This is a genomic window from Heliomarina sp. (assembly GCF_052826185.1).
Map to the genome: position 1 here is coordinate 1 of NZ_JBRBUI010000008.1, position 20,512 is coordinate 20,512.

General features: G+C 57.7%; 18 protein-coding genes and 1 tRNA gene. 11 read left to right on the plus strand and 8 right to left on the minus strand.

From position 1 onward, the window contains the following. On the minus strand, positions 1–139 hold a 139-nt coding region (locus tag ACU0FH_RS00705; RefSeq protein WP_446193062.1), incomplete at its 3' end, for a transposase. A 669-nt stretch (positions 140–808) separates the two neighbouring features. Here ACU0FH_RS00705 and ACU0FH_RS00710 point away from each other — a divergent pair. Next, positions 809–1,150 (plus strand): zinc ribbon domain-containing protein YjdM, encoded by a 342-nt coding sequence (locus ACU0FH_RS00710; RefSeq protein ID WP_446192915.1) that lies wholly within the window; start codon positions 809–811, stop codon positions 1,148–1,150. A gap of 345 nt (positions 1,151–1,495) precedes the next feature. Here the strand turns inward: ACU0FH_RS00710 and ACU0FH_RS00715 are convergent. From ACU0FH_RS00715 to ACU0FH_RS00730, 4 genes are all read right to left on the minus strand, one after another. Beyond that, positions 1,496–1,571: transfer RNA gene (locus tag ACU0FH_RS00715), tRNA-Val, on the minus strand. A 57-nt stretch (positions 1,572–1,628) separates the two neighbouring features. Continuing rightward, positions 1,629–2,234: a histidine phosphatase family protein gene (locus tag ACU0FH_RS00720; RefSeq protein WP_446192916.1), complete on the minus strand. Its 606-nt coding sequence runs from the start codon at positions 2,232–2,234 to the stop codon at positions 1,629–1,631. 432 nt (positions 2,235–2,666) lie between these two features. Beyond that, positions 2,667–3,902 carry a cytochrome P450 gene (locus tag ACU0FH_RS00725; protein WP_446192917.1) on the minus strand — a complete coding sequence of 412 codons (1,236 nt, stop codon included), beginning with the start codon at positions 3,900–3,902 and terminating at the stop codon, positions 2,667–2,669. A gap of 67 nt (positions 3,903–3,969) precedes the next feature. Continuing rightward, entirely contained in the window at positions 3,970–5,487 is a 1,518-nt protein-coding gene (locus tag ACU0FH_RS00730; RefSeq protein ID WP_446192918.1) for a M10 family metallopeptidase C-terminal domain-containing protein, read from the minus strand. Positions 5,488–5,655: 168 nt separating this feature from the next. Here ACU0FH_RS00730 and ACU0FH_RS00735 point away from each other — a divergent pair, with 168 nt between their 5' ends. Further along, positions 5,656–6,150: a DUF4112 domain-containing protein gene (locus ACU0FH_RS00735; protein WP_446192919.1), complete on the plus strand. Its 495-nt coding sequence runs from the start codon at positions 5,656–5,658 to the stop codon at positions 6,148–6,150. Here ACU0FH_RS00735 and ndk read toward each other — a convergent pair whose 3' ends face one another. Beyond that, on the minus strand, positions 6,151–6,573 hold the full coding sequence (gene ndk / locus ACU0FH_RS00740) for a nucleoside-diphosphate kinase (RefSeq protein WP_238370683.1): 423 nt from the start codon (positions 6,571–6,573) through the stop codon (positions 6,151–6,153). It lies immediately after the preceding gene. Between the two features lie 199 nt (positions 6,574–6,772). Here ndk and ACU0FH_RS00745 point away from each other — a divergent pair, with 199 nt between their 5' ends. From ACU0FH_RS00745 to ACU0FH_RS00760, 4 genes are all read left to right on the plus strand, one after another. Next, the gene (locus ACU0FH_RS00745; protein ID WP_446192920.1) at positions 6,773–8,629 is read left to right on the plus strand and encodes an ABC-F family ATP-binding cassette domain-containing protein; all 1,857 of its coding nucleotides are present in this window, start codon (positions 6,773–6,775) and stop codon (positions 8,627–8,629) included. 165 nt (positions 8,630–8,794) lie between these two features. Further along, a complete protein-coding gene (locus ACU0FH_RS00750) occupies positions 8,795–10,447 on the plus strand; it encodes a sensor histidine kinase (RefSeq protein ID WP_446192921.1) in 1,653 nt (550 codons plus the stop codon). Between the two features lie 81 nt (positions 10,448–10,528). Then, positions 10,529–11,143 (plus strand): MarC family protein, encoded by a 615-nt coding sequence (locus tag ACU0FH_RS00755; RefSeq protein WP_238370680.1) that lies wholly within the window; start codon positions 10,529–10,531, stop codon positions 11,141–11,143. Between the two features lie 54 nt (positions 11,144–11,197). Continuing rightward, entirely contained in the window at positions 11,198–11,779 is a 582-nt protein-coding gene (locus ACU0FH_RS00760) for a retropepsin-like aspartic protease family protein (protein ID WP_446192922.1), read from the plus strand. A 17-nt stretch (positions 11,780–11,796) separates the two neighbouring features. Here ACU0FH_RS00760 and ACU0FH_RS00765 read toward each other — a convergent pair whose 3' ends face one another. Then, a complete protein-coding gene (locus tag ACU0FH_RS00765; protein WP_446192923.1) occupies positions 11,797–12,255 on the minus strand; it encodes a DNA polymerase III subunit chi in 459 nt (152 codons plus the stop codon). 3 nt (positions 12,256–12,258) lie between these two features. After that, the gene (locus tag ACU0FH_RS00770) at positions 12,259–13,734 is read right to left on the minus strand and encodes a leucyl aminopeptidase (RefSeq protein WP_446192924.1); all 1,476 of its coding nucleotides are present in this window, start codon (positions 13,732–13,734) and stop codon (positions 12,259–12,261) included. 137 nt (positions 13,735–13,871) lie between these two features. Here ACU0FH_RS00770 and lptF point away from each other — a divergent pair, with 137 nt between their 5' ends. The 5 genes from lptF to pdxA are packed head-to-tail and all read left to right on the plus strand — an operon-like array spanning position 13,872 to position 20,449. Beyond that, a complete protein-coding gene (gene lptF / locus ACU0FH_RS00775) occupies positions 13,872–15,011 on the plus strand; it encodes an LPS export ABC transporter permease LptF (protein ID WP_446192925.1) in 1,140 nt (379 codons plus the stop codon). Further along, positions 15,008–16,108 (plus strand): LPS export ABC transporter permease LptG, encoded by a 1,101-nt coding sequence (gene lptG, locus ACU0FH_RS00780; protein ID WP_446192926.1) that lies wholly within the window; start codon positions 15,008–15,010, stop codon positions 16,106–16,108. Before lptF ends, lptG begins: the two co-directional genes overlap by 4 nt. Then, positions 16,105–18,246 (plus strand): LPS-assembly protein LptD, encoded by a 2,142-nt coding sequence (locus ACU0FH_RS00785; RefSeq protein WP_446192927.1) that lies wholly within the window; start codon positions 16,105–16,107, stop codon positions 18,244–18,246. The genes lptG and ACU0FH_RS00785 overlap by 4 nt, the downstream gene beginning before the upstream one ends. Continuing rightward, the gene (locus tag ACU0FH_RS00790; RefSeq protein WP_446192928.1) at positions 18,237–19,487 is read left to right on the plus strand and encodes a peptidylprolyl isomerase; all 1,251 of its coding nucleotides are present in this window, start codon (positions 18,237–18,239) and stop codon (positions 19,485–19,487) included. Before ACU0FH_RS00785 ends, ACU0FH_RS00790 begins: the two co-directional genes overlap by 10 nt. Beyond that, positions 19,484–20,449: a 4-hydroxythreonine-4-phosphate dehydrogenase PdxA gene (gene pdxA / locus ACU0FH_RS00795; RefSeq protein ID WP_446192929.1), complete on the plus strand. Its 966-nt coding sequence runs from the start codon at positions 19,484–19,486 to the stop codon at positions 20,447–20,449. The genes ACU0FH_RS00790 and pdxA overlap by 4 nt, the downstream gene beginning before the upstream one ends. The last annotated feature ends 63 nt before the right edge of the window (positions 20,450–20,512 follow it).

The following is a 20,512-nucleotide window of genomic DNA, read 5'->3' on the forward strand; positions in this document are numbered from 1 at the left end:
CGCCATACTTCGAGCGCCACTTGTAGAACGTGCCATCGCTGATCCCGTGCTTCCGGCAGAGCTCCTTGGCGCCTATGCCCGCTTGGTGCTCCTTCAGGATGCCAATGATCTGCTCTTCGCTGAAACGGCTCTTCCGCATCGTCTGTCTCCTCGTTTGGAGAACAGGCTAACCTCAAAATGCGGACTTTTCAGGGGAGCAGGTCACTCCATTACGCCGTCACACGGCTTCGGGAGCAGCGTTACACGCGCCTAAATCCAATAATACCGCCGTCAGAATTCAAGGTACAACGGAATCGCAAGCCGTCTGCGTCCACCTCATAATTCTGAGTACCAAAGATGTCCGTGTTGGCTGGACGGGCTACCGCCTCTTCGAATCCTACAGACATTGTGGCAACGGCGCGTTCTCGGCAGGAAAAGGCCGAGGGATCTTCGATCAAGGCTGTAGTTTCGGCTTCTGTGCAAGCAACAAGTATTGCAGGAAGACCGAGCAGAGCAAAGCATCGCATTACGGGAACTCCGGCTAATCGACGGCTTATGCAAAAACGTTCGCTGAAAATGCAAACCGTTGCAGTGAATTTCACAGAGCAACCTGTTTTAAGGACGGTAAGCGCGTCAGGACGGTAGGCACGTCAGTACGGCAGCCGAAACCATCGTTGACACTCATCAAGAAGCTATGTCGCTACCTATTCGAGGCCTTGAAGCCTTTTCGGGTTTCAGGCGGGATAAAAGGCAAGTCTGGGTCTTAAGCTCCTGATGAAGGAGAGTTTCTGCTGTTCTCCAGACTGCCATCAGTCTATTGGCCAACATCATGACCAATACATTACCACCCTGCCCCGAATGCTCCTCGACTTTCGTCTATCAGGTCGATGCCTTATTGATTTGCCCAGAATGCGGATACGAATGGGTACCGGATGAGCGAGCCGACATAGCGCCAGAGGTTCGCGATAGCGTCGGGAATGTGCTTGTGGACGGCGACACAGTCACCGTGATCAAAGACTTGAAAGTCAAAGGTTCTTCGTCGGTGGTTAAGGTTGGAACAAAGGTTCGCGGCATTAGATTGGTCGATGGCGATCACGACATAGATTGCAAGGTTCCGGGAATTGGTCAGATGAGCTTGAAATCTCAATATGTGAAAAAAGTGTCGGATTAATCCGCCGGGATTGCGATGGGCGTTGTCCGGCTTTACTTTTTGGACCAGTTTTCAAGCCCAAGGTTTCGCCTTGCTTGGTAAAGACACGGCCTAATGCGTGCACTTCGTTGGATTTCGACCATAACCAGTTCACGAATGGCCGGCGGTTCCGGTTGTTCAACCTGGTTGATGACGTCACTGGAGAGCGCCTCCCGGCGGTCCCATTCATGCGCGGGTGCGTGTCAAAAAGCGACGCCAGACACGCGAGTGCAGAACAGATGAACACTGAATCAGTGCTGCTTCTTGCCGAATTTGGGAAACAGACGGCGAAACGCACCGCGGAAAATTTGTTATACCAAGGAATTATGGTGGGTGATGAGAGACTCGAACTCCCGACATCTTCGGTGTAAACGAAGCGCTCTACCAACTGAGCTAATCACCCGTGCGACGCGGACTTAACGGAGGTTGCGCAACTGCGCAAGAGGATTTCCCGTCAAAACTAGGGAAAAGCCTCGCTTCGCCATCCGTCATCATCCAGAGCACCGTATTCGCCGTTGCGGATCGCATAGACGATCCCCTGCCCGCCGTTCAGTTGGGCAAAACATGAAGGATCCAGATCCAGCGCGACACAGCGGAGAACCCGGCTCGTGATACCGTGGGTGACAATCACCGCAGGTGTCGTGAGCGACGACAGGAAATCACGCGCACGCTCGGCGACGGCATTGATGCTCTCGCTTGCCGGCGCTTGCCCATAGTAAGACAGAGGGGCGGCTCCTTCTTCGAAAAGATCCGGTCGCACCTGTCCGATTTCTTGCCGGGTCATCCCCGTCCAGTCCCCCATCTCTATCTCTTTCAAACGGATATCCTGTTGAATGTACTGGCCATTTTGCGCAGCGATCTGAGCAGTATTGAATGCGCGACCTTGCGGAGATGAAAACCATGCGCATGCGTCGGTCACCACCTGCGAGAGCAACCGCCCCTGCTTCCGGGCTTGTTCACGTCCAAGTACGGTCAGCGGGCTATCCAGATGCCCTTGCATTCGCCCCGCAAGATTCCATTCCGTTTCTCCGTGCCGAAGGATGAAAAGATCGGGATACTTGGTCAAAATTGTCTCACTGCATTTGGGCTCTTCGCTCATAGGTTCGCATTTGCCGATGCGCAACTGGGTCGAACCTTTCCGAGTGTTCCGAATTAGTTATTAGGGCATTGCGTCCCTGTTTGGCGATCGAGACAGCTCGTTTGCGGTCCTTTCCAGATCCATTTTCCAACAGCTTGAGATTTTCGATTTCTTCCGCTCGTTGCATGGCGATGTTCAAAAAAAAACTTGGAAATGTCCCGTCGGCTTTCGATGAGGCCACAATCATTTGAGGCAAGATTCAAGGTGGCATAAGAAGCGCTGATGTCTGCTGTCTTCAAATTGCAAAGGCTCAACTGGCCGTTACTACGCGTCCATACCGTCCAGAGGTGAAGATGACTTGAACCGGCGATGCAATCTGCTGACCCGGTGCCTCGCCCAATATGCTCGGCCTCCCCGTTCTCAGCTGAGAGCAACAGGCAGGCGGGCATACCCACGAAAACGCATTCTGCCGCCTCCCACCCGTCCCTTCAAAATTCGGTACTCCGGATAACGGCTCAGAAACCGCGAAATCGCAATGCGGCCCTCCATCCGTGCAAGTGTCAGGCCGACACAGACGTGCGGCCCGCCGGCAAAGGCAAGATGGCGGTTTGGTTTGCGGGTAATGTCCGGCGCTTGCGGATTTTCGAAGACTTGAGGGTCGCGGTTGGCAGCCCCGATACACAGGTGAAGGTTCGTACCGGGCGAAATCGTCAAGCCACCGATCTCGACCTCTGCGGTGGTTTCCCGGTTGCCAAGCTGGTTAGGCGAGCGAAACCGCAGGAATTCCTCGATAGCCGGCGCAATCAGGTCCGGTTCCTTCAGAAGCTTTCGTCGTTGATCAGGATAGTCATTCAGAATCGCCAGACCGTTCCCGATCAGGTTTGTCGTCGTCTCATGCCCCGCGTTCAGAATGAAGATGCAGTTCTGGATAAGCTCCGTCTCGCTCAACTTGCCATCGGCTCCGTCACCGTTGATCAGGCGCGTCAGCACGTCAGTTTCCGGATCGCCCGGAGAGCGCCTGCGACACGCGATCAGGTCCTCAAGATAGCTTTTGAATTCGGTAACCGCGCGATTTCCCAGATCGAGCTGCCCCTTGGACAGTGAGGGTTCAAGCGCGCCGAGGATGGCCAGCGACCAATCGCGCAGGGGGCCGCGTTCCGACGTCGGCACGTCCAGCAGGTTACCGATGATCTGGATTGGAATGGCCGAGGCAAAATCTTCGATAATGTCGGTTTCTGCATCCCCGGACATCTCATCCAAAAGCACATCCACCGTATCGATCAGACCGGGTTCCATCCGCTGCAACGCACGCGGTGTCAAAGCAGACGTCATGATCCGCCGAACCCGCGTGTGCAAGGGCGGATCCGAGAATACGAGCGATGTCGTGTGGTGTTCGTACAGGGCGGAATCCGAACCGAATTTCGGAGCGAAAGCAACTTTCTTATCGGAGGAATACAGGCTCGTGTCCTTGTAGATCCGTTCAAGATCCGCATGGCGCGAAAGGAGCACCGAGCCATCCGGTTGACGTAAAACCGGGGCATGGGCAAGCAGCGCGTCGTAGATCTCAAAGGGATCGTCGACAAAGCCCGGCGGCGGCGATGCAAGGTCGAAGCTTGTGGCAATTGCCTTGCCATCGCTCATCGTATTCGTTGTCATTCGATCCTCCCGTGCAGATCATCCTGCACCGGCGTCAGGGTGTCAACGAGTGACCAGCAGCCTGAACTTAAAGCAGGAAATCGCCTTCGCGCAGCTCAAAGACCTGAGAAAGAAAGATCGACAGGTCCGAATGCTCGTCTCCGTCCCGATCGACTTCGATCAGGGTCCCGTCTGTCTCTTGGACTGAGATGACAGTTGCCATGGAGACGGCGAAAGTGCCGTTCAGTTTCAATTCCAGATCAAACTCAGAAACACCGGTCAAATCGATCTTGTCCTTGCCTGTGGTGAAATCGCGGATCGTATTCTCGCCACCACGCCCAATCGCATCAAAGACAAAGGTATCGCGCCCACCACCGCCGGTCAGGTGATTTGAGCCCGCGCCTCCGTTGATGGTATCTCGTCCGCGCCCACCGAATAGCAAATCATCACCATCGTCGCCATTCAGAACGTCAGCGCCTTTGCCTCCCTTCAAGCGGTCGTCGCCCATACCGCCGCAAAGCTCATCCCGGCCGCCGTTCCCCTTGAGCCGGTCGCGACCATTCTCCCCAAAAAGGAGATCCTCGCCCTTACCGCCGAAGATCCTGTCGTTCCCCTCGTTTCCTGACAGCATATTGTCAGCATCATTGCCGCGGATCCGATCGTTTCCGGTCCCGCCCAACGCATTTTCGATCAGGGCACGTTCATCGCCATCGATCAGTCTGGCGTTGGCAAGATTTCCCCGGGCCATAAAGGCCGGATCGTCGTCAAAGCGATTCAGATCAGCCAGTTGCGCGGGTGAAAAAGTCGAGAACTTTCCCGGTCTCAGGTCCAGAGACAGGTTGGTGGCATAATTTCCAAGATCGTAGGTGTCATTCCCGTCACCATCCCAGATCGTGCGAAAGATCCGGTTGCCGGCGACATCGCCCTGCCCGTTATGGTTGATCGACATTTCACCCGTCTGCGGGTCAAAACCATAGGTCGTATCCCCGCTCCACCCAAATCCGCTTTCAGCGTAATTCGCACCATAGAGGAACTGCAAAGCCGCAATGTCGAACTGCATATAACTTTGCGCCCAGTCGATATTGCCGCTGTCGTAGGACGAAATATCCGTATCCCCGACATAATCGGCATAGGTCATAATCGAGAACTCTTGCGAGTTATAATCCGAGCGGGAAAAGCGCTTGTAGATATGGCCGTGCTCCAGCCCAAGCGTATGGCCGATCTCATGTATGAAATAGAGATAAGATTCGTTTCCCGGAGTGGGGTCATCAGTGTTGGGACCAAAAAACGCGTCGCCACCGGAACCGTCGGCCGATGGAAAGAACGCGCTGGCGCCATAAGCCTTGCGATCGGTTATGTAGCGGAGGGTCGGCGCTTTGCTTTCTTCGAACCCGAGCAAGGTAAAGCTGGAGATATCTGCGAATATCCCACGCACGGCATCTTGCTGGCTGTCGGAAAGGGCCCGCAGCTGGTTCACCGGAAAGCCGGGAAAGTGCGTGCCATCCTGCGGAAAACCAAAGGTCAGAACCGGATCGGCCCAGTGCTGGTAGTGAAGCCAGGCGTTGAAAGGTTCTTTGCTGACCGGCGTTGCCTGAACGCTGCTCACGCCTATATCTCCCAGCCGGAAACTTGCGAGATTATTGATGCGTAAAAGACAAAAACCATGAACAGGACCTGAAGAATGCAACTGACAAACAACTTGGGGAATCCCCCGGATCGGAACCGGGCCCGCGACCAGCACGTTGTCTGATCATAGATAACGGAGTTTACGACGATGCAACAAGGATTCTCAAAGGAAGAAAACCGAACCGGCGCTAATCACGCCCCGGGCGCCGGTGTCCTGCATCCGGATTTCATCGAACTGGAAAAGCTTGAACGCATTGCACACCGTATGGACACGTTTTTCAGGCTTCCCGTTATCAATACGCGTGTGGGTCTGGATTCCATTCTCGGCCTTATCCCCGGCGTTGGCGATACGGCGGCTCTTCTTCCTGCGGCATATATCGTCTACCGCGGCCACCGTATGGGCGTACCCACCAGCACGAAGTTCCGTATGGGGGTCAATACTGCAATTGACTGGGTGATCGGCGCGGTACCACTGGTCGGCGACCTGTTCGACGTCGGTTTCAAAGCCAACAGGCGCAACGTGGCACTAATCCGAAGTCATCTTGAACAGCGTAACGCTGAACAGACCAATTTATCACAGCGATACGGCAAGAAAAAAGGCGCGCCCGCAGGCACGCCTTCGAAAAGATCCAATTTCGTCTGATCAGCCGACCAGTTCGAGACCCGAGAAGAAGTATGCGATTTCGACGGCGGCAGTTTCCGGCGCATCGGAACCGTGAACCGAGTTTTCGCCAACGCTCTCAGCGAATTCCGCGCGGATTGTACCCGGAGCCGCATCGGCCGGGTTGGTAGCGCCCATAATTTCGCGGTTCTTGGTGATTGCGTCTTCGCCTTCGAGAACCTGAACGACAACCGGCTCGGAAGACATAAATTCGCACAGTTCCTGATAGAACGGGCGTTCCGCATGAACCGCGTAGAACACGCCAGCCTGAGCAGCCGTCATGTGAATGCGCTTTTGCGCGACGATTCGCAGACCTGCCTCTTCGAACTTGGCATTAATCTTGCCGGTCAGGTTACGGCGGGTTGCGTCGGGCTTGATGATCGAGAAAGTGCGTTCCAATGCCATCGTGGCGTCTCCATAGCTGCGGCCCCGGCGTTGCGCCCAGGCTGAATTTGCGTCGGCGCCCGACTAACACGGCTCAATTCTCTTGGAAAGGTCTAGAAACAGGCGCAATCGCGTCAGCGATCTGCAATCGTCTCTAAGCCACCTGTCAAACGCATGACTCCGCTTTCACCGCGCCAAAGCCTCTGCTAAAGCGCCGCGCATGCTTAGTATCAACGATATCACCTATGCCGTGGAAGGCCGCCCCCTGTTCGACGGGGCCAGTGCCATCATTCCCGAAGGACACAAGGTTGGCCTTGTCGGTCGCAATGGCACCGGAAAGACCACGCTCTTTCGCCTGATCCGCAATGAACTGGCACTGGAAGGGGGATCCATTTCACTGCCGCTCAAAGCGCGCATTGGCGGGATCGCCCAAGAGGTTCCCTCTTCCGAGGTATCGCTTATCGATACGGTGCTTGCCGCCGATACCGAGCGCGCGGCGCTGATGGCAGAGGCGGAAACCGCGACCGACGGAACGCGTATCGCCGAGATCCAGACACGTCTGGTGGATATTGACGCGTGGTCTGCCGAGTCGCGTGCGGCCTCGATCCTGAAAGGGCTCGGTTTTGACGACGAAGACCAGCTTCGCCCCTGCTCGGCCTATTCCGGTGGCTGGCGGATGCGTGTGGCGCTGGCCGGCGTACTGTTCGCCCAGCCCGATCTTTTGCTTCTCGATGAACCGACCAACTATCTGGATCTCGAAGGGGCGCTCTGGCTCGAAAACTACCTAAGCCGCTATCCCCATACGGTCATCATCATCAGCCACGACCGCGGCCTGCTGAACCGCGCCGTGAACGGAATCTTGCACCTTGAAGATCGCAAGCTGACCTACTGGACCGGTCCCTATGACCAGTTCGTCCGCCAGCGGGCAGAACAGCGCGCGGTACAGGCTTCGATGGCCAAGAAACAGCAGGCCCGTAAGGATCACCTGCAGAAATTCGTTGACCGCTTTAAAGCCAAGGCGTCCAAGGCAAAGCAGGCGCAGGCCCGCATCAAGATGATCGAGAAGATGGACATGATCACGGCCCCCGAAGAGGCCGCCAAGCTCGTGTTCACCTTCCCTCAACCTGACGAGCTTTCGCCACCGATTATCAATATCGAAAACGGCAGTACCGGCTACGGCGACAGCACGGTTCTGAGCCGCCTGAACCTGCGCATCGATCAGGATGATCGCATCGCGCTCCTCGGCAAGAACGGTCAGGGCAAATCGACCCTGTCCAAGATGCTGGCAGACCGCCTTGCGGTGCAAGCTGGCACGATGACCCGTTCCACCAAGCTGCGCATCGGTTATTTCGCTCAGCATCAGGTAGACGAGCTGCACGTCGATGAAACCCCGCTGGACCATCTGCGCCGCCTGCGTCCTTCCGAAGGGCCCGGCCGCTGGCGTGCCCGCCTTGCGGGTTTCGGCCTAACCGCCGATCAGGCCGACACGCTCGTCGGCAGGCTCTCGGGCGGACAGAAGGCCCGGCTTTCCCTGCTGATCGCGACGATCGATGCACCGCATATGCTGATCCTCGACGAACCGACCAACCACCTCGACATCGAATCCCGCGAGGCATTGGTCGAGGCACTGACCAATTACAGCGGCGCCGTCATTCTCGTAAGCCACGACATGCACCTACTGTCACTGGTGGCCGACCGGCTCTGGCTGGTGTCGGATGGAACGGTGAAACCCTACGAGGATGACCTCGAAGGGTATCGTACCCTTCTGCTATCGCGCGACAAACCGGTGAAGAAATCCGCGAAGCAGGAAAAACCCGAACAAGAAAAAACGTCTCGCGAGGCGATCCAATCCATGCGTAGCGACGTTCGCAAAGGCGAGGAACGCGTAGCCAAGCTTAACGAAATGCGAGACCGGCTTGCCAAGAAACTCGCCGACCCGGAACTCTATGAAACGTCCAAGCGTGGCGAAATGGAAGTGTGGCAAAAGAAATACGCCGAGGTCATGGAAGGACTTGAACGGGCGGAAACGCTCTGGATGACGGCGCTCGAAAAACTCGAAGCCGCGCAGGCGAAATAAATCAATTGAATCAATGATTAGACCAACTAATTGACTCTTCTCAAGACGCTAAGGGCATTAATATTCCCCGACCGTGTTGTTAATAGTTCGTTAACTATTAATATGCACCCATCAATGGGTGGCTAGAAACGGTGGAGTAAGGGGAAAACATCCCCTTGGTGGCTGATGTATATTAATACAGTCTTAAAGAACCGATTTGCCTGGGAATCACTGGTCACAACTCATTTATCCAAGACGCTTGCAGTTATCGCAGGTGCAATTGCCTTAATGAACCTCGTCCTTGGCTGGGGGCTGGGGGTGGGTTCTCTGGTTCGCGTTCTTCCTGAATATCCCGCAATGGTTCCCGAGACTGCCCTTGCGATTCTGTTCGGCGCCATAGGCGTCTTTGGCAATTCCTTTACCCCAGCCGGTCAGGCTATACGGGCAAACTCGCTGATCTGTGCCGCTGCGATCTACCTTCTCATGGCGCAGTCCCGTCTGATGCCTCTGCTGCATTCGGACATGCTATCCGACGACGAGATGTCTGTATTTACCCTAATCTGCAGCGGCACCGTCGCCACCTGTCTGCTCTTGTCCACGGTCGAGCTACAGTGGGTGCGGCGCTTGAAATTTTCACTGCTCTCCATCGGGATTTGCATCTGCTCCTTGCCTCTGCTCGGCTATCTATTCAACGCTACTCTACTGTTCTCGGATGAAAATTTCACCAGTATGGCAATCCATACCGCCATCAGCTTCGAGCTTTTGCTCGTCGCACATCTGCTGAAGTTCAAGAAATTCGGATGGCTGGCAATCCTGCTGTCACCCGAACGCGGCAGCGAAATGCTGCGCCGGATTCTTCCGGTGCTGGTTATCCTACCTTTGGTCTTTTGCGGGGCAGCACTTGCCATTGGGCTGAATTCCAGCATTTCCCTCAACCTGAAACTGGCCGGGCTCGCTTTTTTCATGATCCTCTTCACCGCCGCGGCCAGCATCTATTTTGCTGATCGGGTCAATACCCTGGAAAAGCGTGCCGCGGCCGCCGAGAAACAGGTATTGGCCAACGAGCGCAAGAAAGTCGTCACCGATAGCGCAGTTGCGCGCGCACAGAAAATGACGGCGTTAAGCCAGCTTGTTGGTGGTGTAGCACATGATTTCAATAATACGATGACCGTCATTCTCGGAAATCTCGAATTGATCGAGACGTCCGACCTGGATTCGCGACAACGAAGTGAATTGAAACAAGCGATTAACGCTTCCAACCACGCCGTCCACGTCACTCGACAATTATTGGCCTACGGGCGTAAGTCGCGCCTCGATGCGCATCTCGTGGAAATCGACAAATTGGTGGGGTCGTTTCTGACGACCCTTTACATTCTTAGGGTTTCCAACGTCATTCTTGAAACCGATCTGGAATCTCCCGGTGCCCATGTCCGCATTGACGAAGCGCATTTCAACCAATGCTTTGTCAACCTGTTCAACAACGCCTGCGATGCCATGCCCGAAGGTGGCGTCGTCGCAATCGCCACTCATGTCGTGCACCTGATCGGCAAAGAGGTCACAGGCTTTGGCGGCAGCGAGACACTGGCGGACGGAAACTATGTAGCGGTCAGCATCGCGGACGATGGCAAGGGCATGTCCGAAGAGGTGCTGCGTCAGGCGACCGAGCCTTTCTTTACCACCAAACCCGTCGGCAAGGGGGACGGGCTTGGGCTTTCGGTCGCGTCCGGTTTCTGTCGGCAATGCGGTGGCGGCCTTGACCTGCAAAGCACCGTAGGAAGTGGAACTGTCGCAACAATGCTGTTCCCCCTGATCCCGCGTCCCAAACCCGATCACGCCTGATTTCGCCTTGATCCTCGACAATGATTGCTCGGGAACCTAGTTTCCCGCCAACTGTCTCTTCATCTGGCACGGCAAGCTTTCTTGGATACCGCGTTTCTTATCACGGCCTTCGTCACGATGTTCGTGGTGATCGACCCCCTTGGCCTCGCGCCCCTTTTCGTCGCTCTGACGCAAGGGATGAGCGATCGTGCGCGCCGTTCCATCGGGATACGGGCCTGTGTCATTGCAGCCGTGATCCTTTCCCTTTTCGCACTGATCGGAGAGCAGCTCCTCGGCTTCATCGGCATTTCCATGCCAGCCTTCCGCGTCGCCGGTGGTGTGCTGCTTTTTCTGACGGCGCTCGACATGCTGTTCGAACGGCGGACAAGACGCCGCGAGGATAAGACCGATGAAGACCTCGAAGATCCGTCTGTCTTCCCACTCGCCATCCCCCTCATCAGCGGCCCGGGTGCCATCGCTTCGATCATCCTGCTGGCGGGCCAGCGTGAAGGTATTGAGGGGCCTTTACTTGCAATCGCCGTAACGATCTGCGTGATTTTCATCGCGTTCCTTCTTTTTCTCGTCAGCGGCCTTCTCGAACGCGCACTTGGCCGCGTCGGTATTACCGTGGTGACGCGGCTTCTCGGCATGTTGCTTGCTGCGCTGTCGGTGCAATTCGTGCTCGACGGGCTGCGCGCCTTTGGCTTCGCCGCCTAGAAACACGTTTGGTCCGACCTATATCTGTCTGAACTGAACTTGAGCAGGTGAGCTGTGACCCCCGACCAGATAGCAAGGCTAGTTTTCCTGAGCCTTTTGGGCGCCGTGATCCTGTTCTGGATGTTCCGGGGCAGCCGTCAGTCGCTGAACCGTATCCTTCAGCAGGTCGTTGTCTGGGCGCTGCTCTTTGTTGGTGTGGTCGCGGGATTCGGCCTCTGGAAAGATATCGAACGCAGCGGGACATTCCGTCAGAACGTCAGCAGCCAAACTGGCGAAATCACTTCCCCGCGTGCGCCGGACGGCCATTATTACCTGACGCTCGAAGTCAATGGCGAACCGGTCCGGTTCGTTGTAGATACAGGCGCCAGTGACATGGTGCTGACGCGGCAGGACGCTGAAACAGCAGGTATCGATATTGAAAACGCGCCCTTTTACCGTCGCGCTCAAACGGCAAACGGGGTGGTTCGCGTTGCACCGGTCACGATCGAAACAGTTGCCATCGGCCCCTTCATCGACAGGAATATCAGCGCCTCGATCAACGATGGCGAGATGGAGACATCCCTGCTTGGAATGACTTATCTACACAGGTTTCAAAAGATCGAAATCTCTGGCGGCGAGATGGTCCTGACGCGGTAAACCACCGAAACAAAGGCTCAGTTCGATTCCGCCTTCTTTTCCCAGTGACCCGCGGCCTCGGACCAGTATTGCGCGCTGCACCCCTCCGAGGTCAGGTGTTTCCACTGACCCCGCGCCACCTGCACCGCTTCGGGATCGTTCCCATCGAACAGGATGCAGACCCGTTCCATCTTGCGCACCTCGTCCGGCGAAACCGGGGCGCCGTCCACCGCCATCAGACATGCCGGGTCGTTGCCGAGCTCAGATGTTGTCAAAAGGATCGGCTGATCCGCATCATGGGAACCCCCAGCCAGACCGTGCGCCATGAAATCCGTCTCGGGCCCATGCCAAAGGCGGTCATCCAGATAGGCCATACGCGCCGCTTCCACCCCGCGCACCGCAACACGCCACCCTGCCCCGCGCGCCTTGCCAAGCAACACAGGCAGCGTGTGCTCAAGCGGCGCACGGGTCAGGTGATAGAAATAGGCAGCGCCCATCGATTAGCTTTCGAACATATCCGAAACCAGACGGTTCAGCGCGGCAACCCCCCAGCCCGTCGCACCCTTGGGCGCGTAATCGGATTCGGACTTGAGCGAGGCAACCCCGGCAATGTCCAAATGAATCCAAGGAGTTTCATCCTTGACGAACCGCTTGAGAAACTGAGCCGCAGTGATCGAACCACCCGGCCTGCCGCCCACGTTTTTCATATCGGCAATCCGCGATTTCAAAAGGTCGTCATAGCCCTGTCCCAGCGGCATCCGCCACGCGCCCTCGCCTTCGGCTTCGGCTGCTTTCAGGAAGGCATTGCAAAGCCGATCGTCATTCGAAAACACCCCGGCATTATCGTGGCCGAGACCAACGATGATCGCGCCGGTCAGCGTGGCCAGATCGATCATACCAGCCGGCTTGAACCGATCCTGCGCGTACCACATCACATCACAAAGGACGAGCCGCCCTTCCGCATCGGTATTGATGATTTCGACGGTATCGCCCTTCATGGATTTAACCACATCGCCCGGACGTGTCGCGTTGCCGGAGGGCATGTTTTCCACAAGCCCGACCAGACCAACCACGTTCGCCTTGGCCCCGCGCAGCGCCAGTGTCCGCATGACGCCGGAAACGACGCCAGCGCCGCCCATATCCATCGTCATATCTTCCATGCCGCCCGCAGGTTTCAGCGAAATGCCACCGGTGTCGAACACGACACCCTTCCCGACCAGCGCGAGCGGCGCCGCCCCCTTTTCACCGCCATTCCACTCCATAACAACGACCTTGGAGGGGCTGTCCGACCCCTGCCCGACGCTCAGCAATGTCCGCATCCCGAGTTTCTCGAGATCCTTCTCCTCCAGAACCTCGATCTTGAGTCCCAGCGACTTCATTTCTTCCAGCCGGTTCGCGAATTCGGTGGTGGTCAGCACGTTGGCCGGTTCATTGACCAGATCACGGGTGAAATGCGCGCCTTCGGCAACCGCCAGCAAGGGCTTGGCGACAGCCTGAATATCTTCCGGCACGTTGTGGTAGATCGTCACGTCGCCGGCCTCGGCGTCAGCCTTCTCCGAAGTCTTGTGATTGTTAAAGCTGTAATCGCGCAGCGCGATCCCAAGCGCCAGTTCAGCGGCGCCCTTTAGGTTGCCCGCCATGACGTTGAGCGGCTTGTCGCCTTTTAGCTTTGCAAGCTTAGCCCCGGCCTTACGGATTTCTACCGCTCCCGCGTTACGCGCGATGATCAGGATATCCAGCGCTTCGGCCGCCATGCCCGCGGGCCAGCCAAGCGATACGACCTGCCCGGATTTGACCTTGTCGAACCCGTCACTCTCGACAAAACGCGCGACCGCCCCCTTAGAGAGCCGATTGGCCCGACGCGCCGCCTGATCGAGCTTGCCATCCGGTGTCACCATGACCACCAGACGGCCATTTGCCTCAGCCATCGCGTCAAGATCGGTTTCCAGGAATTGGATTGGGGTCGGCATGCTCATTCTCAGCTCCAGTTTTCTGCTCATCAAGACCTAGCGCGCCAGTCAGGCCTTGACCAGATAGCAGTTTTCCCCGATCTGCATTTCCACTAAGATCGTGTAAAACCAAAGCAGTCGGTACAGGAGCAGAGAGGATAATCGTGTCACGTTACGACAGATATGTCCTTTCCCAATACCTTCTGTTCTTTGGATTCTTTGCCCTGATCCTTGTCGCTGTCTTCTGGATTAACCGGGCCGTTGTCCTGTTCGACCGATTGATCGGCGACGGCCAGTCGGCGATGGTTTTCTTCGAATTCTCCGCACTTACCCTGCCCAACCTGATCCGCATGGTTCTGCCCATGGCAGCATTCGCGGCCACCGTCTATGTCACCAACCGGCTGAATTCGGAAAGCGAATTGACAGTGATGCAGGCCACCGGCACCGGTCCTTGGCGACTGGCACGGCCCGCGCTGGTTTTCGGCCTGATCGCGATGCTGATGATGAGCGTGCTGACCCACGTGCTTCTCCCCGCCTCCATCAAGCAGCTCGCCCAGAGAGAGGTCGAAATTGCGCGTAACCTGACCGCCCGACTGCTGACCGAGGGCAGTTTCCTGCATCCGTCGCCCGGCGTGACCTTCTATATCCGCCAGATCGACCCGGATGGCACGCTCAACGATGTATTTCTCTCTGACCGTCGCGATCCGACTGTAAACGCGACCTACACCGGTACACGTGCCTTTCTGGTGCGCGACGCGGGCCGGACCGACCTGATCATGGTCGATGGTATGGCCCAGCGTCTGAACACGGAAACACAAGAACTTTCGACCACGCTTTTCGCCGATTTCACCTATGACATCAGCAAGCTGATCAAGATCGAGGACCGCACAACCCGTAGCATCCGCGCGATATCCACCCCCGACCTGATGACACAAGCCAGCGAAATTTCCGAGAACGAAGGTTTCACCCGCGGTCAGCTTGCCGAGGAATTGCACCTGCGCTTCTCCCGTGCCACCGTCTGTATCGCGGTCGCGTTGATCGGCTATTCCACGCTCATGCTGGGCAGCTTTTCGCGTTTCGGTGTCTGGAGACAGGCTCTGTTCGCCTTCCTGCTGCTGATCCTTCTTGAAGCGATGCGCGGTGTGATTTCCGACCCGGTGCTTGAAAACGCCTCTATGTGGCCGCTGCTCTACCTGCCTACCCTTCTGGGCATTGCCATATCGGCCCTGTTCCTGCGGTTCGCAGGTCGACCACTGCGGTTACGTCCCCGTCGGCAAACACCTCCTGTGGAGGGTGCCACATGATACTCGACAGATATTTCGCGCGCCGTTTCCTGCAGAGTTTCCTGATGATCGGTGGCGTTTTCCTGACGCTGATTATGCTCATCGACCTGATCGAGCAATTGCGCCGGTTTGAAGGGCTCGACATCAGCTTTGCACAGATGCTCGCGCTTACCATGCTGAACGCGCCGACTGCGATCAAGGAAGTTCTGCCGCTCTTGATGATCATGTCGACCATCGTGCTCTTCATCGGTCTCGCGCGCAGCAGCGAACTGGTCGTGACCCGTGCGACGGGCCGGTCAGGCATCCGGGCGCTTGCCGCACCAGCCACCGTCGCTTTCATCATCGGTGTGCTGGCGGTCAGCACGCTGAACCCGATCGCTGCAGCCACATCGAACAGGGCGCAGCAGCTTTCCGACAACTACCGCTCCGGCGGCCCTTCCACCCTGTCGATCAGCGGTGAAGGGCTCTGGTTGCGGCAGGGCAGCACTCAAGGGCAATCGGTTATCCATGCGACCGGCTACGGCGGCGTGAACGAAGTCATCCTGTTCGACGTGACCTTCCTGTCTTATGCCCCCGAAGGCGGCCCGGTGCGGCGCATCGACGCCAAGAGCGCACGGCTCGAACCCAACGAATGGCTGTTGTCCGATGCCAAGGTGTGGGAGCTTCGATCTGGCCAAAATCCGGAGAGCACAGCCACTCACCATGAGGAACTGCAGGTCCCCACGACCCTGACGCAGGACCGCGTGCGCGAAAGCCTTGGAAGACCCGCCGGCATTTCGATCTACGACCTGCCGGACACGATCCGCGCTTTGCGACTGGCAGGGTTTTCGACCAAGCGGCACGAGGTCTGGTACCAGGTCGAACTGGCCCGTCCCTTGTTCCTTATGGCGATGGTTCTCGTCGGTGCGTCCTTTACCATGCGCCACGCCCGTTTCGGCGGCACCGGGATCGCCGTAATCTCTGCGGTCCTTCTTGGTTTCGCGCTCTATTTCATTCGTAACTTTGCGCAGATCCTCGGAGAGAACGGCCAGATCCCGGTTCTGCTCGCGGCTTGGGGCCCGCCGATTGCCTCGATCCTCCTGACACTCGGCCTCTTGCTTCACGTGGAGGACGGATGAGCCTGCCCTACTTGCGCGCCGCGCTCCTCTCTTTCGCTCTGGCATCCTCCGTCGCGGTGCCGGCCGTCCAGGCCCAGCAGACGGCGGCCCGGCCGCCTGCGGTGCTGGTCGCAGACGATGTCTACGTCACGCCCGACCGCACGCTGGTCGCTGAAGGCAATGTCGAGGCATTTCAAGACAATATCCGCATGCGCGCGAAACGCATCACCTTCGATCAGGATAGCGAGACGCTGACGGTCGAGGGCCCAATCCGCATTGACCAGGGCGGCGAGATCACCGTTTTCGCTGATTTTGCCGAACTCGACCGGGGTCTGCAAAACGGTCTGCTTACCGGTGCCCGCATGGTTCTGAACCAGCAGGTCCAGATGGCCTCGCTGCAAATGGCCCGCGTCAACGGGCGCTACACCCAGCTTTACAAAACGGCCGTGACCTCTTGCGAGGTTTGCGGCGACGGCCGACCGCCGCTCTGGCAGATCCGCGCGCGCAAAATCACGCACGACCAGCAGGAACAGCAACTTTATTTCGAAGAGGCTCAGTTCCTCGTCTACGACGTGCCGATCTTCTATTTGCCGGGCATGCGGCTCCCCGACCCCAGTCTTGAACGCGCGAACGGATTCCTGATCCCTTCCGTGCGCACGACATCCACTCTTGGTACAGGGGTCCGCGTTCCCTACTTTTTCATGCTGGGCGACCACGCGGACCTGACGCTCGCCCCGTATGTTTCCTCCAGTACCCGCACGCTGGGGTATCGCTATCGACAGGCTTTCCGAAATGGCCGGATAGAACTGGAAGGCGCCTATACAAAGGATGACCTGATCGTCGGCACCTCGCGCGGATACCTCTTTGGGAACGGGCATTTCGATCTGCCGCGCGGTTATGACCTCGACTTCCAGATCCAGACGACCTCTGACAATGGCTATCTCGTCGACTACGGGCTGCCCGATCTTGACCGGCTTCAAAGCGAAATCTCCGTCAGCCGCTACAAGGTCCGCAGTGCCTTTCGGGCGCGCCTCATAAACTATGACTCTTTGCGCGATACTGACGATGAATCGCTATTGCCCACTATCGTGCTGAAGGCAGGACTCGAAAGGCGCTTTTTTCCGGACGCCATCGGTGGTGAACTGCGGGTCGGCTTTGACGTCACCGGCCTGCACCGGACATCGAATGATGATGTATTCGGCCGGGACATGAACCGCGCCACCGTCGACATGAGCTGGCAACGCAGCTGGATTCTGCGCGGCGGGGTGCGCGCGGATTGGGAAATCGGTCTTGCCGGCGACGCCTACGAAGTCATTCAGGACAGCACCTTTGACAACCGGATCGACCGGGTGACTCCGCATTCCGCGCTCAAGCTATCCTTGCCGATGACGCGCGGCACCGCCAATGGCGGGAACCAATTTCTTGAACCCCTCGTTCAGATCGGCTGGAGCAACGTGATCGGGCCGACGGTACCGAACGAAGAAAGCACCTATGCCGAATTCGATCAAGGCAACCTGCTTGAACTCTCCCGCTTTCCCGGGCTCGACCGGCGCGAAGACGGAATTGCCATTGCCTACGGGTTCAACTGGTCGAATTATGCGCGCGGCGGATGGGAAACCTATGCGACTTTCGGGCAGGTAATCCGCGAAGAGGCGCAACCCGATTTCACGCAGTCTTCCGGCCTGACCGGAACCAGCTCCGATCTTCTACTCGCCGGTCAGCTTAAGATGGGCGACAAGTTGGCCGTAAGCGCGCGCACCCTGCTGAACGAATCTTTTGGCGTCACCAAGGCCGAATTGCGCGGCGACTGGCTCGGAGAGACGGCCCAGCTCAGTGGTACATACCTTTGGCTGGACGAAGATGCCCAGGAGAACCGCACCGACGCCCTCTCCGAAGTCTGGCTCAGCGGCGGCTACGAAATCGGCACGGGATGGACCGCGAACGCCAATCTCCGCTATGATATATCGGACGCGCGGGCAACGCGGGCGGGGCTTGGATTCGTCTACCGTAACGAATGTGTTACGGTCGGTTTGGCAGTTAACCGGCGCTATACATCCTCGACAAGTATTGAGCCCACGACAGATTTCGGGTTTACCATCGAGTTGAACGGGTTCTCCGTCCAAGGTGAAAAAGAGAAGTACAGGCGGTCATGCAGTTGAATTTCGGATTTTCGGTCGGACGGGGTTTGTCCAGATGGATGAAATGCGCGCTGGCATCGCTGGCATTGGTCTCGGCACCTGTCGCCGGTACAGCGCAGAACCTCTTTGCTCCGGCCATCATCGTGAATGACGATGTCATCACCAATTACGAACTGGGCCAGCGCGCACGGTTCATGGCATTGCTCCGCGCCCCCGGCAATCCCGAGGAAGAAGCCCGCGAGGCTCTGATCGAAGACCGCCTGCGCGCACAGATCCTTGAAGAGTTCGATGTGGTCGTCACGCCGGAACAGCTCGAACAGGGCATGAGCGACTTCGCCGCCCGCACGCAGATGACCACGCAGGAATTCCTCGGCGCCCTCGCACAGGGCGGGGTCGAGCCGGAAACCCTGCGCGAATTCGTACGAATCAATCTGGGATGGCGGGAATACATCCGTGGCCGCTATGGCGAGCAGGCCCGCCCGAGCCCGGCCGAGATAGATCGCGCTCTCGCCAATAATCCCTCATCAGGCAGCGTCAGCGTTCTGCTTTCTGAAGTCATCATCCCTTTCACCCCAGATAACCTGCCGCAGGTCGAACAGCTGGCGAATGAAATCGCGGGGCTGAACAGCTACGATGCGTTTTCGCAGGCCGCCAGCCAGTATTCCGCGTCGGAAACCCGCAATTCCGGCGGTCGGCTCGACTGGCTGCCCATCAACAACCTGCCAGAGCAGCTTCGCCCCGTCATCATGGAGCTCAACCCTGGCGAGACCACGCAACCCATTCCGCTCCCGAACGCCGTAGCCATATTCCAGATGCGCGGTATTCAGGAGATACCGGGTGGCACGCCAAGCTATTCAAGCATCGATTACGCCACCTACATGGTTCCCGGCGGACGTTCGGCCGAGGCACAGGCAGCCGCAGCTTCGGTTCTCGCGCAGGTCGACCGTTGCGACGACTTCTACGGTCTTCCCGGCATCGAAACGCCGGGCGTATTCCAGCGTCAGAGCCAGGCGCCGGGTGCCATTCCCCGCGACATCGCTCTTGAACTGGCGAAGCTTGACCAAAACGAAACCTCGACCGCGCTGACACGTTCGAACGGACAGACACTTGTGGTTCTGATGCTCTGCGGACGTACCGCCGCCGTGAACGAGGACGCAACCCGCGATGACATCGGCAATTTTCTGACGCAGCAACGACTGCAATCCTATGCAGACAGCGCCTTGGCTCAGCGACGCGCGGATGCACTGATCGTCGAGAAATGACCGACGCGCCGATCGCGCTGAGCTGTGGCGAACCTGCGGGTATCGGCCCGGAACTCGCGGCAAAAGCTTGGCATGTGCTTCGGGAGGTCTGTCCGTTCTTCTGGATCGGCGACCCGCGCCATTTGCCGGAAAACGCCACCTTCGAGGTCATCGAAAACCCTTCGCAAGCGCGAGAGGTTGCGGCTTCTGCCCTGCCTGTCCTCGATCATCCCTTCGCGGATGAAACGGTACCGGGCATTCCGAATCCCGCCAACGCCTCTGGGGTGATCAACGCCATCGAGCGCGGGGTCGACCTGGTCCGGTCCGGAGACGCATCGGCGCTTTGCACTGCCCCCATCCACAAGAAAGCGCTGATTGATGGCGCGGGATTTGCATATCCCGGTCATACCGAATTTCTCGCCGCACTGGCTGGCGTCGACGAGGTTGTCATGATGCTTGCCAGCGACCAGTTGCGCGTGGTTCCTGCAACCATTCACATCGCCTTGTCCGACGTTCCCAAAGCTCTCTCACCAACCGGACTGCGCCGCACGATCGAGATCACTCATGAAGGGCTCAAATCCCGGTTTGGCCTCTCCAATCCCAGAATTGCCATCGCAGGGCTGAACCCGCATGCTGGCGAAGGCGGCGCAATGGGCCGCGAGGAACTGGACTGGATCGCCCCGCTCATCCGTACGATGATAGAGGAAGGTTATGGGCTGACCGGACCGCATCCTGCGGACACCCTTTTTCACGCAGCCGCCCGCACTCGCTATGACGCGGTGATTGCCATGTATCACGATCAGGCGCTTATCCCGATCAAAACGCTTGATTTCGACATGGGGGTAAATGTCACGCTGGGCCTTCCCTTCGTGCGCACCTCCCCGGATCACGGCACGGCTTTCGATATCGCAGGAAAGGGGCTGGCGAATCCCTCCAGCCTGATCGAAGCGCTGAAGCTTGCCCGGCGGATGGCGACCCTATGAGGCATGTCAACGAAGGCCGGAACCCTTCGCCACTGCCGGATGCCTCCGGCGGGGATATTTTAG